Source organism: Calidithermus chliarophilus DSM 9957, assembly GCF_000430045.1.
Lineage (GTDB): Bacteria > Deinococcota > Deinococci > Deinococcales > Thermaceae > Calidithermus > Calidithermus chliarophilus.
This window is the reverse complement of record NZ_KE387026.1, coordinates 4,789-22,375: the sequence shown is the minus strand read 5'-3', so window position 1 is coordinate 22,375 and position 17,587 is coordinate 4,789. Positions and strand designations below refer to the sequence as shown.

Here is a 17,587-nt window from a genome sequence, read left to right as displayed (position 1 = left end):
CGGTAGCTTTCTGATTCCGGCTGAGCGTGTATGCTGTGGGGGTTGCGATTTCCGCCTGGGGCGGCCTTCCCGCCGTTCACGCGGTCTGCGGGGACTGCCCCGGGCGATTAGGGACGAGGCGAACATGCGAAGCTTCTGGCGCTATCTTTTCCACGAGTGGTTCCGTCAGGTCGGCGAGGCGCTGCTGCTGGCCTTTCTGGTGACTACCTTCCTCTTTACCACGGTGGGCGTGGTGGGCTCCTCGATGAACCCCACCCTGCTCAACGGCGAGCGGGTCTTCGTGCCCAAGTACGAGACCTGGCTGGTGCGCTTCGGCCTGATGCAGTGGCGGCGGGGCGAAGTCGCCATCGTCAAACCCCCCGAGGGCACGCCCAACGCCTACGCCCGCTTCCCCGTTCTGGGCTTCCCCTTCCGCGCCTTCTTCATCAAGCGCATCGTCGCGGTGCCGGGCGACACCGTGAGCTACCGCGAGGGACAGCTCTACGTCAACGGCCAGCCGGTGAGCGAGCGCCACATCACCGACTTCCTCGAGTTCGACCCCAAGAGCTCGCTCTACGCCAGCGACTACAACTACCCCCGCGTCTGCCTGCGCGACGGCCAACTCACCAGCCTCTCCACCCAGTCGCGCTACCAGGTGAGCCCCGCCGACATCGAGAGCGACCCCGACTACGCCTACCTGAGGAACACCCTGCGCATGCTGGTCCCCCCGGGCGAGGAGGAGAAGGCCCGCAGCCAGGGCCGGGAGTACTGCTACACCGGCGCGCTCAAGCTCGAGCCCGGCTACTACTTCGTCATGGGCGATAACCGCACCCCCGGCGGCTCCGAGGACAGTCGCACCTTCGGCCCCGTCCCCGACACCTCCATCGCCGGCCGCGCCAACTTCGTCTGGTGGCCCCCCGTGATCCAGGGCCAGTTGCGCTGGCGCGTGTTGCCCATCCCCGAGGGGTTCAAGGGGTTGCAGTAGGGGAGCAGTCAGCGATCAGCGGTCAGCTATAAGCAGAGGGCTCGTGGTTTGTCGAGGGCCTAGGGTCGAGGGTCAAGGCATTTTGCGTACGACGTAGACGTAGGACGTACGACGCAGGAGTACGACCCTCGCCCGGCGCCCGGCTATCGACCATCGACACACCACCACCACTCTCACCCCCGTTTCATCGCCCAAGGCTAGGCTTCACGTGATGGAATCCATGCACGGCACAACCATCGTCGCGGTGCGCAAGAATGGCGTTACCGCGCTGGCCGGGGACGGGCAGGTGACGCTAGGCCAGACCATCATGAAGATCGGTGCCGTGAAGGTCCGCCGCCTCGAGGTAGGCGGCGGCGTTCTGGTGGGCTTCGCCGGGGCCGTGGCCGACGCCCTGACCCTGCTGGAGAAGTTCGAGGGGGCCTTGCAGGCCGCTAAGGGCAACCTCCAGCGGGCGGCGGTGGACACGGTGAAGCTGTGGCGCACCGACCGGGTGCTGAGGAACCTCGAGGCCATGCTGGTGGTCGCCGACCGTGATACCCTGCTGTTGCTTTCCGGCAACGGCGAGGTGCTCACCCCGGACGAGCCGGTGCTGGCGGTGGGGTCGGGCGGGGCCTACGCGCTTTCGGCGGCGAAGGCGCTGCTGCGGCACTCCGGCCTTAGCGCGCCCGAGATCGCCCAGGAGGCCATCCGCATCGCCGGGGAGGTCGACCTTTACACCAGCGGCAACCCGACCGTGTACAGCCTGGGAGAAGCATGAGCGTCACGCTGCACAAGACCGACCTGACCCCCGCCGAGATCGTGCGGGAGCTGGACAAGTACATCGTGGGCCAGGCGGCGGCCAAGCGGGCCGTGGCCGTGGCCCTGCGCAACCGCAGCCGCCGCAAGCGCCTCTCGGCCGAGATGGCCCGCGAGGTCACGCCCAAGAACATCCTGATGATCGGGCCCACCGGCGTGGGCAAGACCGAGATCGCCCGCCGCCTGGCGCGGCTGGCCGGGGCCCCCTTCGTCAAGGTGGAGGCCACCAAGTTCACCGAGGTCGGCTACGTGGGCCGCGACGTCGACTCCATCGTGCGCGATCTGGCCGAGGCCAGCTACCAGCTCGTGATGCAGGAGATGAAGGCCCGCGTCGCCGAGCGCGCCGACGCGCTGGCCGTGGACAACGTGGCCTCGCTGCTGCGGGTCTCGGGGCTCGAGGTGCGCTCGGGCCGCTACGACGACCAGTTCGTCGAGATCGAGGTCAACGAGGAGGCCGCCATGCCCTTCGTGGGCATGTTCGGCAACGAGCAGATGCAGGGGCTGGGGGAGATGCTCAAGAACCTCATGCCCCAACGCAAGGTGCGCCGCCGCGTGAAGGTGCGGGAGGCGCTCGAGGTGCTGCGCAACCAGGAGGCCGAACGCCTGGTGGACAAGGAAGAGGCCACCCAGGAGGCCCTGCGCCGCGCCCAGGAGGACGGCATCGTCTTCCTCGACGAGATCGACAAGATCGCCCGCAAGCAGGGCGTTTCCGGCGGCCCCGACGTCTCCGGCGAAGGCGTGCAGCGCGACCTGCTCCCGGTCGTGGAGGGCACGGTGGTCGCCACCCGGCTGGGGCCGGTGTCCACCGAGCACGTGCTGTTCATCGCGGCGGGGGCTTTCCACGTCTCCAAGCCCAGCGACCTGATCCCCGAGCTGCAGGGGCGCTTCCCCATCCGGGTCGAGCTCGAGCCCCTGGGCCCCGACGAGTTCGAGCGCATCCTGCGCGAGCCGGCCACCTCGCTCTTGCAGCAGTACACCGCCCTACTGGGCGCCGACGGCACCGAGCTGGTGTTCAGCCTCGAGGCCGTCCGCGCCCTCGCCGAGTTCGCTCATCAGGCTAACCGTGACCTGGAGGATATTGGAGCGCGGAGGCTTTCGACGGTGCTGGAGCGGGTTCTGGAGGAGGTTTCCTTCCAGACGGAGCTGGGACGGGTGGAGATCACCCGCGAGTACGTGGAGGCCAGGTTAAAGGGCGTGCTGGCGTCCCCCGATCTATCGCGATACATCCTGTGAGGAGGCTTTGGAATGCGTGTTTTGTTGCCGGTGCTGATGTTGGTAGGAAGTTTCGCTGTGCCCGTGGCGGCCCAGGCGCAGAACCCCGCGCCGGGGCAGGGGAACAGCCAATTCCAGGAGCTGCTCAACTTATGCGTGCAGCTCTTCCGGCTGGGGCGCTATCAGGACGCGCTGGCGGTGTGTGAGCGCTCGGTGCGCTCGAACCCCACCAACCCCGACGGGCTGTACTGGCTGGCCCGCACCCAGTTGCGGCTGGGCCTGACCACCGCCGCCGTGGAGAACCTTCGCAAGGCCATCGCCCAGAACGCCGCCTACGTGCAGGCCTACGTGGCGCTGGCCCAGGCCTACTACGACCAGTACCGCCTCTCCGACAACCGCGAGGCCAGCCGGGGCGTGCTGGACCAGGCCCTCACCGTGCTGCGCGACGCCGAGCGCGTCAACCCCAAGTACGCGCCCATCTTCGCCACCCGGGGCGTGGTCTACTCGGCCCTGGGCACCTACGACCGCGCCGTCGAGGCCTTCAACCGCTCGCTGACCCTCGAGCGCGACCCCCAGGTCATCGGCCTGCTGGCCAACGTCTACCTCAAGCAGAGCAAGCTCGACGACGCGCTCAAGCTCCTGGACGAGGGCGTGAAGGCCTTCCCCAAGGACTTCACCCTGCGCCTCAACTACGGCGTCGCCCTCCTCATCAAGAACGAGCCCGCCGCCGCCATCGAGCAGCTCAAGCAGGCCACCATCATCAACCCCGCCGAGGCCGAGGGCTACGTGCGCCTGGGCCAGGCGTATCAGGTCGCCAAGGACTGGAAGAACGCCGGGGCCAACTTCCAAAACGCCGTCGTGAAGTCCCCCTTCAAGTACCCCGAAGCCTACGCCGGCCTGGGTCGCTCCTACCTCGAGCTCGGCGACGCGGCCAAGGCCCGGGAGAACTTCACCAAGGCCGTCGCTATGGACTCCCGCAACGCAGAGTACTACTACTGGCTCGGCCGCGCCAACGAGGCACTGGGCAACAAAGCCGGCGCCAAGGACGCCTACACCCGCGCGCTCCAACTGCGCCCGGGTTACAAGGACGCGGAAGAGGCGTTGGCGCGGGTGCAGTGAGGGTCGAACGCTGAGCGCTGAACGCCGAACGCCGATAGCTCATAGCTGATAGCTGAACGCAAGACGCAAAACGCCGTAGGGACGCGAGGCCTCGCGTCCCTACAAAGTTAATCATCCACTGAGGTTGTGCCCGCCCCCTAGGCCGACTACAGCCCCACTTCCCCGCGGAAGGGCGCTCGGTGGTCGCTGCCGTGCCCCGGCCGGGGTGTGCGGCTCACGCGGGAGGGGGTGGGCGGGGTGGCGCAGACGGGCATGCCGCCGGGTCAAGGTGCGGCCCGCACCCCCGCACACGCGGGCACTGAGGCCCGGCGGCACGTCCGCGAGGGGGTGGCCGCAGGCCATACCGGCCTTGCCGGTAACCTGGAGTCCCTCGGGGGAGCCCAGGGGGAGCAGGTTTCCGGCGTATGCCGGGTCGCGTACCGCGATGCCCCCGCCATGTGGAATGGCCTCCCCCTCCGGCCCCTGACGGCGGAACGAGGGTCGCCAAACCAAAGCACCGTCAACCGCCCTCTCCTTAAGCACAGGAACGAGCGTTCTCATCACAAGCCTTCAGCCTCCAGCCCTCGACGCTTTCGCCCTTCAGCTTTAGTCTAAGGACGTGCGGCTAAGACTCGAAGCTTGGAACCCCGACTACGCGCTGCCGCAGGTGGGTCTGGACGACAGCAGCAGCGTGGACGGGGTCGTCACCGACCTCGAGCCCCCCTGGCAGCCCCTCGAGCCCCCCGCGCAGGAGTGGCCGGTGCTCTACTTCGTGGACGGGCGCCAGCGCATCGACGCGGTGGTCGCCAACGAGCACGGGCAGCGGGCGCTGCTGGTCACGCTGGCCGCCGGGGCGCTGGTGCGCGACGACGCGGGCATCCGGCTGGCGGGCGAGCCCCGCGTCGAGCGGGTTCTGCTCTACCCGGACGGGCACGAGTTCGGGCCGGTCGAGATCGGGCCCTTCTACTACCGCCCGGTGGCGCTGAAGGGCATCCACGACCTGCGGATGCTGGCGGCTAAGGTCAACGAGCAGATGCGGACGCTCGAGGCCCGCCTGGCCCAGGAGCTGCAGGGCGGGCTGGTGGTGCTCGACGGGCCCATCTTCGTCGCGCCCGGCCTGCTGCCCCGTCCAGGGGTGATCGGCTACGCCAAGACCATGTGGCAGCGCTACCTGCCGCCCGCCGAGGAGCGCATCCTCTCGCTGCTGGCCCCCTGCCAGCGCACGCCCGTCTTCCGCATCCCGCAGAACGCCCGCCGCCCCCTCGAGCTCTACTCCTGGTACATGCGGCTGCCGCTCAACCCCACCGCGCCCTTCCACAGCGGGGCCGCGCTGCTGCGCGTCGAGACCCCGGCGGGCGACCTCGAGCACGCCCGCGCCCTCGCCGACCTCTCGGTGGGGCTCTTGTGCGGCATGGCCTCCTCGCCCTCGCGCGACCCCCGCGCCCCGCAGAACCTCATCCCGGTGGGCGGGCTCGAGCTGTGGCTGGGCCGCCACATGGGCCAGGCCGAGGTGGTGCGCCGCCGCATCCTCCAGGGGTTGTTCTCGTAGAGCCGCTATCGGCAACCCCGCGCTATAGGCCATGGACGCTACGCCTTATCAGGAGACCCGATGAAACCGTGTGGAATGGTGCTGGGCAGCCGGGAAGCCGGGGCCCTGGATTTTTGGGTGGCGGTCGAGGAGGGGCAGTACCTGCGCCTCGACGACCTCGTGTACGTGGAGTTTCAGCACCCCGACCCCCTGAAGGGGCAGGTGCGCTACTACGGCATGGTGGACCAGGTCCTCAAGCTCTACGAGGGCTCGCAGTTCGACACCGACGTATTTTTGGCCAACCGCCAACTGCTGCCCATCAGCCTGTCCTACGCCGCGCACGTCAAGGTGACGCGCCTCGACCCCGAGGAATACCTGCCCCCAGACCCGGGTTGTCCGGTGTACGTCGCCCGCGAGCGCGACCTCGAGATGGCCCTCTACTACGACAAGATGACCAGCGAGGGCCAGAGCACGCGCCTCCCGGCGGGCATCCTCAAGAACGGCGAGGTGGCCTACTTGAACCTCGAGTTCCTCAACGGCGTCAAGGGCGGCCACGTCAACATCTCGGGCATCTCGGGCGTGGCGACCAAGACCAGCTACGCCACCTTCCTGCTCTACTCCCTCTTCGAGAGCGGGGTGATGAAGGACTCCCTCAACGCCAAGGCCCTCGTCTTCAACGTCAAGGGCGAGGACCTCTTCTTCCTCGACAAGCCCAACAAGGGCCTCAAGGCCGAGGACCGCGACAAGTACACCGCCCTGGGCCTCCCGGCGGGGCCCTTCCGCAGCGTGGCCTTCCGCGCCCCGCCCAAGCCCACCCCCGGCGACGTCGTCCCCGACGTGGAGAGCCGCAAAGGCGGCGTGCTGCCCTTCTACTGGGACCTGGTGCAGTTCTGCAAGGGCGGCCTCTTGCCCTACCTCTTCACCGACCGCGGCTCGATGACCAACCTGGGCTTCCTCATCGACCAGGTGACCGAGCGCCTGCGCAAGCTGGCCGCCGACCAGCGGGGCCCCGCGCTCCAGGTCGAGGACTGGCAGGACCAGCAGAGCCTCGACGACGCGGGCGTGACCTTCGACAGCCTGGGCAAGATGCGCCTGAGCAGCTTCGGCCAGCTGGTGCGCTACATCGAGTTCAAGCTGCTGGGGCCCGAGGGCGGCGAGGAGGACGAGAAGCGGCCCAAGGGCGACCCCCGCTGGACCGCGCGGCAGGCCACGGGGACCCTCGAGGCCTTCGTGCGCCGCCTGCGGGCCTCGGTGCAGAACGTCGAGTTCCTCATCCGCGGCGACAAGAAGGGCAACCCCCCCGACCCCCTCGCCGCGCAGGAGCAGGTCTCGGTGGTGGGCATCAACCGGCTCTCGGCGCAGGCCCAGATGTTCGTGGTGGGCTCGATTTTGCGCGAGGTCTTCGAGAAGAAGAGCGCGGGGCGGCCCGGCGCGGTGTTCATCGTGCTGGACGAGCTCAACAAGTACGCCCCCCGCGAGGACGAGAGCCCCATCAAGGACATCCTGCTCGACATCGCCGAGCGCGGACGCTCGCTGGGCGTCATCTTGATCGGGGCGCAGCAGACCGCGAGCGAGGTGGAGCGCCGCGTGGTGGGCAACGCCGCCATCCGGGTGGTGGGCCGCCTCGACGCCGCCGAGGCCGAGCGCCCCGAGTACCGCTTCATGCCCGCCTCCTTCCGCGACCGCGCCGTGATCCTGCCCCAGGGCACCATGATCGTGCAACAGCCCGAGCTCCCCGTGCCGCTGCCGCTCAACTTCCCCTACCCGGCCTGGGCTACCAAGGCCTCGGAGCAGAACCTCGAGGCCGAGATCAGCACCGAGGCGCTCGAGCGCGACCTGGGCCTCTGAAGGTCGCTACCCTCTTCGGTCGAGGATTGAGCCTTAGCCTCCACGCGCCGGGCTCGAGGCCGGTTACCATTAGCCCAACCCATCCACAACCCCTGCGTCGCGAAAGTTCTTAAGGCTGCGAGGAGGTAACCGTGAACAGGTGGACCCGGCGTAGGTTTCTTGAGGCTTCAGCCATCGGCGCAGGGGCCTTGCTGCTCGGCCAGCGGGGTTGGGCCCAGCAGGGCGGCTCACTGGCCGCGGGCATGGCCCAGGCGGCCAACCAGTTCCTCAGCGCCCTGGGCGACAAGCGCTCCCAGGCCACCTTCGCCTTCGACAGCGCCGAGCGCCTGCGCTGGCACTGGACCACCCCGCAGGGCTTCCCGCGCAACGGCGTGCCCCTGCGCGGCATGACCCAGGCCCAGCGCACCGCCGCCCTGGCCCTGCTGCGCACCGGCGTCTCGGAGGCGGGCTACAAGAAGTCGCTCGACATCATGCAGCTCCAGACCGAGCTGGGCCAGGACCCCGAGCTGTTCTTCGTCTCGGTGTTCGGGACGCCGGGCGGCCGCGAGCCCTGGGGCTGGCGCTGGGAGGGGCACCACCTCTCACGCCAGTACGCCATCTCGGGCGAACGGGTGGCCATGACCCCCTTCTTCCACGGCACCTGGCCCACCCAGACCCGCTCCGGGGTGCGGGTGATGGCCCGCGAGGAGGACGCCGCCCGCGAACTCGTGCGCTCGCTGGACGCCCGCCGCCAGGGCATCGCCGTCTTCCAGCGCGAGGCGCTGTTCCGGCACGTGACCTGGAACGAGGTCAGGGTGGGGCCGCTCGAGCCCGTGGGCCTGCCGGTGTCCGAGCTGAACCCGGCTCAGGAGAAGCTGGTGGTCGAACTCATCCAGAGCTACCTGGGGTCGCTGCCGGCCGCGGTGGCCGCCCCCATGTTCGAGCGCGTCACCAAGGCCGGCCTGGACAAGGTGCGCTTCGGCTGGGCGGGAAGCCTCGAGCCGCGCCGTCCCCACTACTGGCGCCTGCAGGGGCCCACCTTTTTGCTCGAGCACGACAACTCGCGCAACGGCGCAACCCACATCCACAGCGTCTGGCGCGACTACGAGGCCGACTTCGGGGCGAATTTGTAGGGAGCCGCCGATACCCCGCCGCGGATAGGCCCCAGCGCCCGTGCCCGTTATGCAACCTGAACCTGGCCGGACCGACCTGCTGCTGCGCTGGCTGCTGCGGCTGGGGCTGGCCGGCGTCTTCATCAGCAACAGCATCGGGGCCTGGTACGACACCAGCTCCTACATGGACCTCCTGCGCACGAGCTTCATGGGGCGCATCCTCGAGGACCTGCGCCCGTGGGTGGAGTTCATCAAGTACAACGACCTGATCGTGGGGCTCTTGATCCTCGCGGGGCTGTGGCCCAAGTACGTGCTGGCCTGGGCCGGCGTCTGGCTGATCGGGGTGACGGTCGTGCGGATATCCGCGACGCTTTTCCCGTGGGTTTGATGAAGCCTCAGGGCTAAAGCCAGCCCTTCTCCCGGGCGATGCGGGCTGCTTCCACCCGGTTCTGCGCCCCCAGCTTGCTGATGGCCTCGGAGAGGTAGTTCCGCACGGTGCCTTCCGATAGCCCCAGCTCGGCGGCGATCTCGGCGCTGCTCTGGCCCTCACCGGCCAGGCGGAGCACCTTGCGCTCGCGGTCGGTGAGGGGGTCTTCCTCGCTCCAGGCCTGCGCGGCGAGGTGGGGGTCGATGGCCCGGCCGCCCAGGTGGACGCGGCGCACGGCCTCGGCGAGTTCGGAGGAGGGCGCGTCCTTGAGGAGGTAGCCGCTGGCCCCGGCCTCGAGCGCCCGCCGCAGGTACCCGGCGCGGCCGAAGGTGGTCACGATGACGACGCGGGTCTTGAGGCCCAGCCGCTTGACCTCGGCGGCGAGCTCGAGCCCGGTCATGTGGGGCATCTCGATGTCGGTGAGCAGGACGTCGGGCTGGCGGGCTTTGACCTCCTCGAGGGCGCTCTTGCCGTCCTTGGCCTGGCCGACGACCTCGATGTCGCCCTCGAGCTCGAGCAGCGCGGCCAGGGCCCCGAGGATGAGGCCCTGGTCTTCGGCGATGACGACGCGGATCATAGGGTGTCGGGCTTGGGGTGAAGGGCCGTGGGGTGGGCCTGGGGGAGGGCACGCTCGGGGCCGGTTGTGGGCAGCCACAGGCGCAGCCGGGTGCCGCCGTCGCCGCTGTACTCGAGGCTGCCCCCCAGCGCCTCGGCCCGCTGGCGCATCCCGCGCAGGCCCGAGCCTTCCTCGAGCACGCCGCCCCGGCCGTCGTCCTCGACCTCGAGGACGACGCGGTCTGCTTCCTTTAGGAGCCGTATGGCGCAGCGGGTGGCGCCCGAGTGGCGGATCACGTTGGTCACCGCCTCGCGCAACGCCATGCCGATCACGGTCTCCTGGGTAGGGGAGAGGGTGAGGGCCTGGGCGTAGTACTCGAAGCGGACCCCGGCCGCTTCCAGGGCCAGGCGGGCGCTCGCCAGCTCGCCCTGCAGGCCGCGCGACTTGTAGCCCTGCACGGCCTCGCGCACCTGGGCGGTGGCCTCGCGCGAGATGCGCTCGACCTCGCGCATCTCCCGGGCGGCTCGAGCCGGGTCGCGCTCGGCGAGCTTGGCGGCCAGCTCGGCCTTGAGGGTGACGACCGAGAGGGTGTGGCCCAGCAGGTCGTGCAGGTCGCGGGCGATGCGCTCACGCTCGGCGATGGCCGCCAGGCGCTGGTTCTCCTCGGCGGCCTGCACCAACTGGCGCTGGTAACGTTCGCGCTCGAGGGTCGAGACGTTGAGCAGGCCGATGAAGGCGGTGAAGAACACCGCCGGGAAGAAGTAGGCGCTGCTCTGCGGCCAGGGGGCGCCCTGGAGCAGGGGGAGGGCCAGGGCCCAGAGCGCGGCCAGCAGCGTGAACAGCCCCACCATCCGGCGGGCCTTCGCCACCGGCTGCAGCCCGGCCACCGCCGCGGCGGCGTAGACCCAGTAGACCCCCGCGCCCCCGTTGAGCGGCGTGACCGCCACCCCCAGCCCGAAGATGGCCCAGGCGTAGGCCAGCAAGCGCCCGTCCCGGCCGTTCCAGCCGCGCAGGTACAGCGGGAGGAACGCCGCTACCGAGAGCAGGGTGACCAGGGCGTTGGGCAGCCCGAAACCGGGGTCGAAGACCGCCTGGGGCAGCAGGCTCACCAGGTACACCAGGTAGCCGTACTTGGCCCAGCCGTCCTCCTGCGCGGGGGCGGCTAGGCCGGGGACGGCGGTGCGGGGCTTGGGCATCGTGTTCATTGTAGGGCCGTGGGCGGGGTCGGCACTCTGGGCAACGGCACCGTAGCCGTCAAGGCAAAGGAGTGGACCTGACCACGAGCCACGAGCTATCCGTAGGTCTTGCCCTCGTCGCGGCGGTAGGCCCACAGCGCCAGGGCCAGGAAGGCCAGGGTGAAGCCCACCAGCGCCAGGGCGTGCAGCCAGGGGTTCTCGCCGCGGCCGGCGCCCAGGGTTCTTAGGGCGAGCTGGGCGTAGTGGTAGGGCGGCAGGAAAGGGGCGACGCTCTGGAGCGCCTTTGGCAGGGCCTCGAGGGGCACCCACAGGCCGCTGGCGAAGGCCATGGGCAAGTAGACCAGGTTGAGCACGCCGGGGGCCGAGTTGGGGCCGAGCACGTAGCCGAAGAACAGGCCCAACGCGCAGAAGGGGAACACCCCCAGCAGCAGCACGCCGAAGAGCCGCAGCCAGGTGAGGGGCTCGAGGCTGACCTTGCCCGCCAGCGTGCCCAGTAGGGTCATGCCCAGCACGATGAGGGCGCCGAACAGCAGCGCCAGGGCGATCTTGGCGAAGAAGTAGGCCAGCGGGGGCATGGGCGAGGCCCGCTTGAGCCGCATCCAGCCCTGCCCGCGCTCGACCGCCACCCCCACCCCGAAGCCGAAGAGCGCCGCGCCGATGGTGCCGAAAGCGCCGTAGGTGGCGAGCATGTAGGTCGCGGTGTTGACGGGCCCGGCGTTCTGGTTGCCGAAGGAGAGCCCGAAGATGGCGTAGAACATCAGCGGGAAGGCCAGGGTGGAGAGGGAGTAGATGGGCAGCCGCCAGCTTTTCAGGAACTCGTACTTGGCCTCGAGGGCGAAGATCCTCAGGGTGTTCATCGAACGGCCTCCTTCTCGGCGGGGGTGGTGAGGGCCAGGAAGGCCTCCTCGAGCCCGGCGCCGGTCACCTCGAGGTCGCTCAGGCCCGGGTCGAGCCGCAACAGCTCGGCCACCACCGGCTCGGCCCGCACGGCCAGGACCTGCAGGGCGGTGCCCTTGGCCTGCACCGAGGTCACGCCGGGCAACCGGCGGACGAGGTCGGGGCTCAGGCGGGTCACGGCCCGGATCTGGCGGCCCGCGGTGCGGGCCTTGATCTCGGCCGGGGTGCCCTCCGCGGTCACGCGGCCCTGGTTGAGCACCACCACCCGGTCGGCGAGCGCGTCGGCCTCCTCGAGGTAGTGGGTGGTGAGCAGGACAGTCTTGCCCGCCCGGGCCAGCGAGCGCACCTGCGACCAGAAGGACCGGCGCGACTCCACGTCCATCCCCACCGTGGGCTCGTCGAGGAACAGCACGTCCGGGTCGCCGCAGACCGCCAGGGCGAAGTGGACGCGCTGCTTCTGCCCGCCCGAGAGCTGCCCGTAGAGCCGGTGGAGGATGCCCTCCAACTGCGCAGCCTCGACCACGCGCTCCAGGGGCAGGGGCGCAGGGTAGTAGCTGCGGAAGAGGTCGATCAGCTCGCGCACCCGGAGGGTCTGGGGCACCCCGGAGAGCTGGAGCATGGCCCCGGCCCGCTGCCGGGCCCGGGGGCTGCCGGGGTCCTGCCCGAAGAGCGTGACCCGCCCGCTGCCGGGCCGCATCAGCCCCAGCATCAGGCTCACGGCGGTGGTCTTTCCCGCGCCGTTGGGGCCCAAAAGGGCCAGCACCTCGCCCGCGCGCACCTCGAGGCTCACGTCCTCGAGGGCTTTCACGCTGCCGTAGTGCTTGGAGACCCGCTCGAGCACCGCCGGGCCCGGGGGTTTGTGGACGACGTCGGTGAGGCTATGAACCATGAATCCCTCCCAGGCCGCAGTCTCGCAGGGCCGGAGGGAGGGGGGTATTGCCAAAGGTCAGCGCCGGGCGGTGACAAATGTCATGGGGGAGGGTTGCGTGCTGAACGCGGGGTGCGGGTCGTGCGTCGTGCGTCCTACGTCGTACGTCGTACGCAAGACGCACGACGCCTTGTCACCCCCCTTAGCAAGGGGGGCTGGGGGGATATTTCCCTCCCGTGCGCGGGGAGGGACGGGGAGGGGTCACCACGAGCCACGAGCCACAGGCTGACGGCTGACCGCTTCCTACACCGGGCTCGGTTGCCCCAGGTTGATGAAGAAACAGTGCGTGAGCGCGATGGCGATGGCGTCGGCCTTGTGGCTGGGCTTGGGGGTTTCCTTCAGGCCCAGCACGGCGCGTACCATGAAGGCCACCTGGTCCTTGTCGGCGTGGCCGTAGCCTACGAGGGCCTGCTTGACCTTGGGGGGGCCGTAGCCGTAGACCGGTAGGCCGTGCTGGTCGGCCACCACCAGCAGGGCGCCCATGGCCCAGCCCACCTTGTAGGCGAGCTCGTTCTGGCGGTAGAAGAACTGCTCCTCGACCGCGATGGCCTGGGGTTTGTAGGTGCGGACGGCCTCGAGCACGGTCTGGTAGATCTTCCCGATGCGCTCGGGGGCGGGGTCGGAGTGCCGGGTGGTGATCACGTCGGCGTGCAGCAACCGCTGCTGCTTGCCCACCTGCTCCACCACCCCCAGGCCCATGTTGGTGATGCCGGGGTCGATGCCTAAAACGATCATGTCAGGGGTCAGGGGTCCAGAGCCGAAAAAGGGTCGAGCATGTCTGGCCCTCGACCCTTGGCGCTCGACGGGCTTCAGTTGCCCCGCTTGGGCATGTCCCCGTCGCCGTAGCGGATGAAGGCGGGGATGTCGATGTTGGAGAGGTCGACGTTGGTGGCGGGGAAGTCCACGAGGCGCGAGCCGGCGGGCTTGGCGATCACGGCGCCCTCGCCGAAGCCGGCGGCGATGAGGATGACGCGCATCTCGTCCTTGGCGCGGTCGTCGTAGGTGAGGCCGTAGAGCACGTCCACGTCCTCCATGCCGGTGGACTCGCGGATCTGCTCGGCCACGGCGGAGGCCTCGGCCAGGCCCAGCTCCTCCGAGCCCACCACGTTGACCAGCAGGCGGCGAGCGCCCTCGATGGAGCGCTCGAGCAGCGGGGAGTGCACGGCGCTGCGCACGGCGTCGCTGACCTTGTTCTCGCCCTGGCCGGAGCCGATGCCCATGAGCACCTGGCCGGCGTTCTCCAGCAGCGCGCGCACGTCGGCGAAGTCGAGGTTGATGAGGCCGGGGAGGGTGATCACGTCGGTGATGCCCTTCACGCCGTGGTAGAGCACCCGGTCGGCCACCATGAAGGCGTCCTTCATGCCGATCTTCTTGTCCAGCGCCTGCAGCAGGCGGTCGTTGGAGACCACCACCATCGCGTCCACGCGCTCGCGCAGCTTGCGGATGCCCTCCTCGGCGGCCCGCATGCGGCGGGGCCCTTCCCAGGAGAAGGGGCGGCTGACCACGCCCACGGTGAGGCAGCCGAGCTTCTTGGCGATGTCGGCCACCACGGGGGCGCTGCCGGTGCCGGTGCCGCCGCCCATGCCGGCGGTGACGAACACCAAGTCGGCGCCCTCGAGCTGCTCCTCGATGACGTCGCGGGTCTCCTCGGCGGCCTTCTCGCCGATCTCGGGGTTGGCCCCGGCGCCCAGGCCGCGTGTGAGCTTGTCGCCCAACTGGATGCGCATGTCGGCCAGGCTGGTCGCCAGGACCTGGGCGTCGGTGTTGGCGGCGATGAACTCCACGCCGGAAAGGCCGGACTCGATCATGCGGTTGACCGCGTTGTTGCCCGCGCCGCCCAGGCCGATGACTTTAATCACCACGTCTCCCATAACCCCGTCTCCTTAGAAGAAGTTCTTGAATACGCCTTTGATCCGCTCCCACAGCCCCGGCCCTTCCTCTTCCTTGCTGGCTGTGGCCGGGTTGTTGGCCGACTGTGCCGTTTTACGCCCCAGCCGCAGCACCCCCGCCTTGCCGGCGGCGGGCTGCGCGTAGAGGCTGGCGTAGCGCACCAGGCCCACGGCGGTGGCGTGGGTGGGGGAGGCCACCACGTCGGTGAGGCCCGAGACCCCGATGGGCCGCCCCAGCCGCACGGGCAGGTTGAACTGCTTGCGGGCGAGCTCCTCCAGGCCCCGCACCAGGGCGCTGCCGCCGGTGAGCACCACCTTGCCCACGGTGATCTCCAGCGGCCCCAGCGCCTCGTCGACGTTGGAGCGGGCGAAGTGCAGGATCTCGCGCAGGCGCGGGCGGATGATCTTGGCGAGCTCGGTGGCCTGCACCACCTGGGGCGGGCCGCCCTCCTGGTTGATCTCGAGCACCAGCTCGGGGTCGGCGAGCTCGGGCAGGGCCGCCCCGTACTTCTTCTTCACCCGCTCGGCCTCCTCGAAGGGGATGCGCAGGAGCTGGGAGATGTCGCCGGTGATGTGGTCGCCGCCCAGGGGGATGACGGCGGAGTGGGCCAGGCGGCCGCCCTTGAACACGGCCACGTCGGTGGTGCCCCCGCCCATGTCGATGAGCATCACGGTCATGCCCATCTCCTCGGGGGAGAGCACCGCGAGCCCGGAGGCGTAGGACTGCAGGATGACCCCGCCCACGCTCACCTCGGCGTCCTCGACGGCCTTGCGCAGGTTGGTGATGGGGCCGCGCCCGGCGGCCACCAGGTGCACGTCGACCTCCAGGCGCACCCCGGCCATGCCGATGGGGTCGCGGATGCCCTCCTGGCCGTCGACGCGGAACTCCAGCGGCAGGGCGTGGATGAGGTCGACGTCGCCCTCGAAGGGGTAGGCCTTGGCCTGCTCGATGGCCCGGTCGATGTCGGCCTGGGTGATGCTGTGCCCGCGCCGGATGGCGGCGAGCCCGTGGCTGGTCACGCTCTTGATGTGCGAGCCCGCGACCCCCACGAACACCTGCTCGGCCTTGACCCCGGCCACCCGCTCGGCCTGGAAGAGGCTTTGCCGGATGGCTTCGCTGGTGCGCTCGAGGTTGGTGACCACTCCCCGCTTGAGCCCTTGGGAAGGAACGGTGCCTTCACCGATCACGTCCAGGTGACCGTCGGACGAGAGTTCACCAATCACGGTGCAGACTTTGGTGGTCCCTACGTCAATTCCTACAAGAATCATCGGCTTTTACTCTCCCCCCAAGGATAGAGGTAGGTGGGCTTGTTTGCAAGGGATTTACGGTCTTTGGCCCACTTTTTCAATTCCTCGGCCGTGGCGGCCCACACCTCGAAGCCCTCCCCACGGACCGTATAACCCGCAGGAGTATAGCGGATGGCCGTGGCGTTGGGAAGGCTTTTGACGATGGCGATGAGGTCGGCGAGGCGGGGCGTGCCGCTGCCCTCGATGCGGGTTCGGGTCTTGGGCGGGTTGGGCAGCAGCACCCCGTCGCTGCTGAGGCCCCACTCCCTCCCCTCGCGCACCAGCGTCGCCAGGGCCCTGCGCTCCTCCAGCACCACCCGCAACTCCCCGATGGCCGGGCGCTCGAGCCGGGCCGAGCGCACCCAGGGGTTCGCGCGCAGGGGCTCGAGCGCGTGCGGCCAGGCCCACAGCCAGGGGGTGCCGGCCTCGAGGCCGGTGATCGAGCGCACCTCGGCGTCGGAGAGCTGGGCGTTGCCCGCCACCACCACCTGCTCCACCGGCCAGACCACCCGGCTGCCCACGCCGAGGGCGACCAGCGTGAGCAGCGCCAACAAGCCTCGGATCACGCGACCACCTCCTCTCCCAACTCGGCCTCCAGCTCCCCCCAGATCTCCCACTCGACCTCCAGGGGCAGCACCTGCTGCACCTGGCGCAGCAGGGCGTAGACCTCCCGGGCGGTGGCCCCGCCCAGGTTGACGATGAAGTTGCCGTGCTCGTGGCTGATCATGGCCCGGCCCACCGTGAGGCCCTTGAGCCCGGCCCGGTCGATGAGGCGGCCCGCCGAGTCCCCGGCGGGGTTCTTGAAGGCGCAGCCCGCGCTCTTCTTCTTGGGCTGGCCCTTGCGCGCGGCGTCCACCAGCGCGATCTTGGCCCGCACCGCCTCCTCGCCCGCCTCGCGCAGGCGCAGCCTGACGCGGGTCACGACCGAGCCGGGGGGCAGCGCGGAGTGGCGGTAGGAGAAGCCCAGCTCCTCGGGGCGGTAGACGTGCAGGGCGCCGTCGTGGAAGATCTCGACGAGCTCGAGCGCGTCGGCCATCTCCCCGAAGCGCGTCCCCGCGTTCATCTTCACGGCCCCGCCCACCTGCGCGGGGACCCCGTGCAGGCCCTCGAGGCCCCCCAGCCCCAGCCGCGCGCTCTTGAGCAGCAGGGTGCTGACCAGCGCCCCGGCCCCCACCCAGCCGGCGAAGTCCCACTCCTTGAAGACCCCGCCCAGGGCGATGACCCGCTCGGGCACGCCGGCGTCGGCGACGAGGAGGTTGGAACCGTTGCCCAGCACCCGGTAGGGGGCCTCGGTGGCGCGGGCGAGGTCCTCGGGGGTCTCGACCGTCCAGACCTCGGCCGGGCCCCCCACGCCCAGGGTGGTGAGCTTGCTGAGGGGGAGCCGCTCGACCTTCACACGACCTCCTGGCCCGGGGTGGGGGCCGGGCTGACCAGGAGCCGGCCGAGCCGGGACACGTCGCCCGCGCCCACGGTGAGGATGAGGTCGCCGGGGCGGGCGCTGCGGCGCAGGTAGGCCAGCGCCTCGTCCCAGGCGTAGTGCCGGGCGGCGTGGCCGCGCTGCTGCAGGTGCTCGACGATGTTGCCCACGATCTGGGCGCTGCTCAGGCGCAGGGGCTTCTCGGAGGCGGCGTAGACGTCGAGGAGCAGGACCTCGTGGGCCTGCTCGAGCGCGCGGGCGTAGCCGGGCCACTCCTGCTCGCTGCGCCCGTAGCGGTGGGGCTGGAACACCGCCCGCACCCGCAGGCCGGTGGCCCTGGCGGCGGCCAGCAGGGCCGCGAGCTTGGTGGCGTTGTGGGCGTAGTCGTCCACCACCAGCGCCCCCTGCCACTCGCCGATCCGCTCGAAGCGGCGCCGGGCCCCGGCGAAGGCCC

Annotated in this window: 18 protein-coding genes; 8 read left to right on the top strand and 10 right to left on the bottom strand. The window is 70.0% G+C overall.

Features of this window, described 5'->3' with window-relative positions:
• Positions 1-124 precede the first annotated feature (124 nt).
• The 8 genes from lepB to MEICH_RS0116325 all read left to right on the top strand — a co-directional run bounded on the left by lepB (position 125) and on the right by MEICH_RS0116325 (position 8,924).
• Positions 125-964, top strand: coding sequence for a signal peptidase I (lepB, locus tag MEICH_RS0116360; protein WP_027893479.1), 840 nt, complete (start codon positions 125-127; stop codon positions 962-964).
• Between the two features lie 211 nt (positions 965-1,175).
• Positions 1,176-1,721: an ATP-dependent protease subunit HslV gene (gene hslV / locus MEICH_RS0116355; RefSeq protein WP_027893478.1), complete on the top strand. Its 546-nt coding sequence runs from the start codon at positions 1,176-1,178 to the stop codon at positions 1,719-1,721.
• The gene (locus tag MEICH_RS0116350) at positions 1,718-2,992 is read left to right on the top strand and encodes an ATP-dependent protease ATPase subunit HslU (RefSeq protein WP_027893477.1); all 1,275 of its coding nucleotides are present in this window, start codon (positions 1,718-1,720) and stop codon (positions 2,990-2,992) included. Before hslV ends, MEICH_RS0116350 begins: the two co-directional genes overlap by 4 nt.
• 12 nt (positions 2,993-3,004) lie before the next feature.
• A complete protein-coding gene (locus tag MEICH_RS0116345) occupies positions 3,005-4,090 on the top strand; it encodes a tetratricopeptide repeat protein (protein ID WP_027893476.1) in 1,086 nt (361 codons plus the stop codon).
• A gap of 598 nt (positions 4,091-4,688) precedes the next feature.
• On the top strand, positions 4,689-5,618 hold the full coding sequence (locus tag MEICH_RS0116340; RefSeq protein WP_027893475.1) for a DNA double-strand break repair nuclease NurA: 930 nt from the start codon (positions 4,689-4,691) through the stop codon (positions 5,616-5,618).
• 60 nt (positions 5,619-5,678) lie between these two features.
• Positions 5,679-7,445 carry an ATP-binding protein gene (locus MEICH_RS0116335; protein ID WP_027893474.1) on the top strand — a complete coding sequence of 589 codons (1,767 nt, stop codon included), beginning with the start codon at positions 5,679-5,681 and terminating at the stop codon, positions 7,443-7,445.
• Between the two features lie 131 nt (positions 7,446-7,576).
• Positions 7,577-8,557 (top strand): DUF3500 domain-containing protein, encoded by a 981-nt coding sequence (locus MEICH_RS25665; protein ID WP_157202868.1) that lies wholly within the window; start codon positions 7,577-7,579, stop codon positions 8,555-8,557.
• A gap of 49 nt (positions 8,558-8,606) precedes the next feature.
• Positions 8,607-8,924: a hypothetical protein gene (locus MEICH_RS0116325; protein ID WP_027893473.1), complete on the top strand. Its 318-nt coding sequence runs from the start codon at positions 8,607-8,609 to the stop codon at positions 8,922-8,924.
• Positions 8,925-8,937: 13 nt separating this feature from the next.
• Here the strand turns inward: MEICH_RS0116325 and MEICH_RS0116320 are convergent, their stop codons facing one another.
• From MEICH_RS0116320 to MEICH_RS25650, 10 genes are all read right to left on the bottom strand, one after another.
• Positions 8,938-9,540 (bottom strand): response regulator transcription factor, encoded by a 603-nt coding sequence (locus MEICH_RS0116320; RefSeq protein WP_027893472.1) that lies wholly within the window; start codon positions 9,538-9,540, stop codon positions 8,938-8,940.
• Entirely contained in the window at positions 9,537-10,715 is a 1,179-nt protein-coding gene (locus MEICH_RS0116315) for a sensor histidine kinase (protein WP_027893471.1), read from the bottom strand. Before MEICH_RS0116315 ends, MEICH_RS0116320 begins: the two co-directional genes overlap by 4 nt.
• 95 nt (positions 10,716-10,810) lie before the next feature.
• Positions 10,811-11,572 (bottom strand): ABC transporter permease, encoded by a 762-nt coding sequence (locus MEICH_RS25660; RefSeq protein ID WP_036219593.1) that lies wholly within the window; start codon positions 11,570-11,572, stop codon positions 10,811-10,813.
• Positions 11,569-12,501: an ABC transporter ATP-binding protein gene (locus MEICH_RS0116305; protein ID WP_027893470.1), complete on the bottom strand. Its 933-nt coding sequence runs from the start codon at positions 12,499-12,501 to the stop codon at positions 11,569-11,571. The genes MEICH_RS25660 and MEICH_RS0116305 overlap by 4 nt, the downstream gene beginning before the upstream one ends.
• 282 nt (positions 12,502-12,783) lie before the next feature.
• Entirely contained in the window at positions 12,784-13,275 is a 492-nt protein-coding gene (gene ruvC, locus MEICH_RS0116300) for a crossover junction endodeoxyribonuclease RuvC (RefSeq protein ID WP_027893469.1), read from the bottom strand.
• Positions 13,276-13,349: 74 nt separating this feature from the next.
• The gene (gene ftsZ / locus MEICH_RS0116295; protein WP_027893468.1) at positions 13,350-14,411 is read right to left on the bottom strand and encodes a cell division protein FtsZ; all 1,062 of its coding nucleotides are present in this window, start codon (positions 14,409-14,411) and stop codon (positions 13,350-13,352) included.
• 12 nt (positions 14,412-14,423) lie between these two features.
• Positions 14,424-15,698 (bottom strand): cell division protein FtsA, encoded by a 1,275-nt coding sequence (ftsA, locus tag MEICH_RS0116290; protein WP_027893467.1) that lies wholly within the window; start codon positions 15,696-15,698, stop codon positions 14,424-14,426.
• On the bottom strand, positions 15,695-16,282 hold the full coding sequence (locus tag MEICH_RS25655) for a cell division protein FtsQ/DivIB (RefSeq protein ID WP_036219592.1): 588 nt from the start codon (positions 16,280-16,282) through the stop codon (positions 15,695-15,697). The genes ftsA and MEICH_RS25655 overlap by 4 nt, the downstream gene beginning before the upstream one ends.
• The gene (locus MEICH_RS0116280) at positions 16,279-17,112 is read right to left on the bottom strand and encodes a UDP-N-acetylmuramate dehydrogenase (RefSeq protein ID WP_027893466.1); all 834 of its coding nucleotides are present in this window, start codon (positions 17,110-17,112) and stop codon (positions 16,279-16,281) included. The genes MEICH_RS25655 and MEICH_RS0116280 overlap by 4 nt, the downstream gene beginning before the upstream one ends.
• Positions 17,109-17,587 (bottom strand): glutamate ligase domain-containing protein (locus MEICH_RS25650; protein ID WP_036219590.1); only part of this gene is annotated, 479 nt, incomplete at its 5' end. The genes MEICH_RS25650 and MEICH_RS0116280, both read right to left, overlap by 4 nt.

Excerpts from the sequence above, each read along its gene's own strand:
- lepB (WP_027893479.1), top strand. The coding sequence starts at position 125 with ATGCGAAGCTTCTGGCGCTATCTTTTCCACGAGTGGTTCCGTCAGGTC.
- hslV (WP_027893478.1), top strand. The coding sequence starts at position 1,176 with ATGGAATCCATGCACGGCACAACCATCGTCGCGGTGCGCAAGAATGGC.
- MEICH_RS0116350 (WP_027893477.1), top strand. The coding sequence starts at position 1,718 with ATGAGCGTCACGCTGCACAAGACCGACCTGACCCCCGCCGAGATCGTG.
- MEICH_RS0116345 (WP_027893476.1), top strand. The coding sequence starts at position 3,005 with ATGCGTGTTTTGTTGCCGGTGCTGATGTTGGTAGGAAGTTTCGCTGTG.
- MEICH_RS0116335 (WP_027893474.1), top strand. The coding sequence starts at position 5,679 with ATGAAACCGTGTGGAATGGTGCTGGGCAGCCGGGAAGCCGGGGCCCTG.
- MEICH_RS0116325 (WP_027893473.1), top strand. The coding sequence starts at position 8,607 with ATGCAACCTGAACCTGGCCGGACCGACCTGCTGCTGCGCTGGCTGCTG.
- MEICH_RS0116320 (WP_027893472.1), bottom strand. The coding sequence starts at position 9,540 with ATGATCCGCGTCGTCATCGCCGAAGACCAGGGCCTCATCCTCGGGGCC.
- MEICH_RS0116315 (WP_027893471.1), bottom strand. The coding sequence starts at position 10,715 with ATGCCCAAGCCCCGCACCGCCGTCCCCGGCCTAGCCGCCCCCGCGCAG.
- MEICH_RS25660 (WP_036219593.1), bottom strand. The coding sequence starts at position 11,572 with ATGAACACCCTGAGGATCTTCGCCCTCGAGGCCAAGTACGAGTTCCTG.
- MEICH_RS0116305 (WP_027893470.1), bottom strand. The coding sequence starts at position 12,501 with ATGGTTCATAGCCTCACCGACGTCGTCCACAAACCCCCGGGCCCGGCG.
- ruvC (WP_027893469.1), bottom strand. The coding sequence starts at position 13,275 with ATGATCGTTTTAGGCATCGACCCCGGCATCACCAACATGGGCCTGGGG.
- ftsZ (WP_027893468.1), bottom strand. The coding sequence starts at position 14,411 with ATGGGAGACGTGGTGATTAAAGTCATCGGCCTGGGCGGCGCGGGCAAC.
- ftsA (WP_027893467.1), bottom strand. The coding sequence starts at position 15,698 with ATGATTCTTGTAGGAATTGACGTAGGGACCACCAAAGTCTGCACCGTG.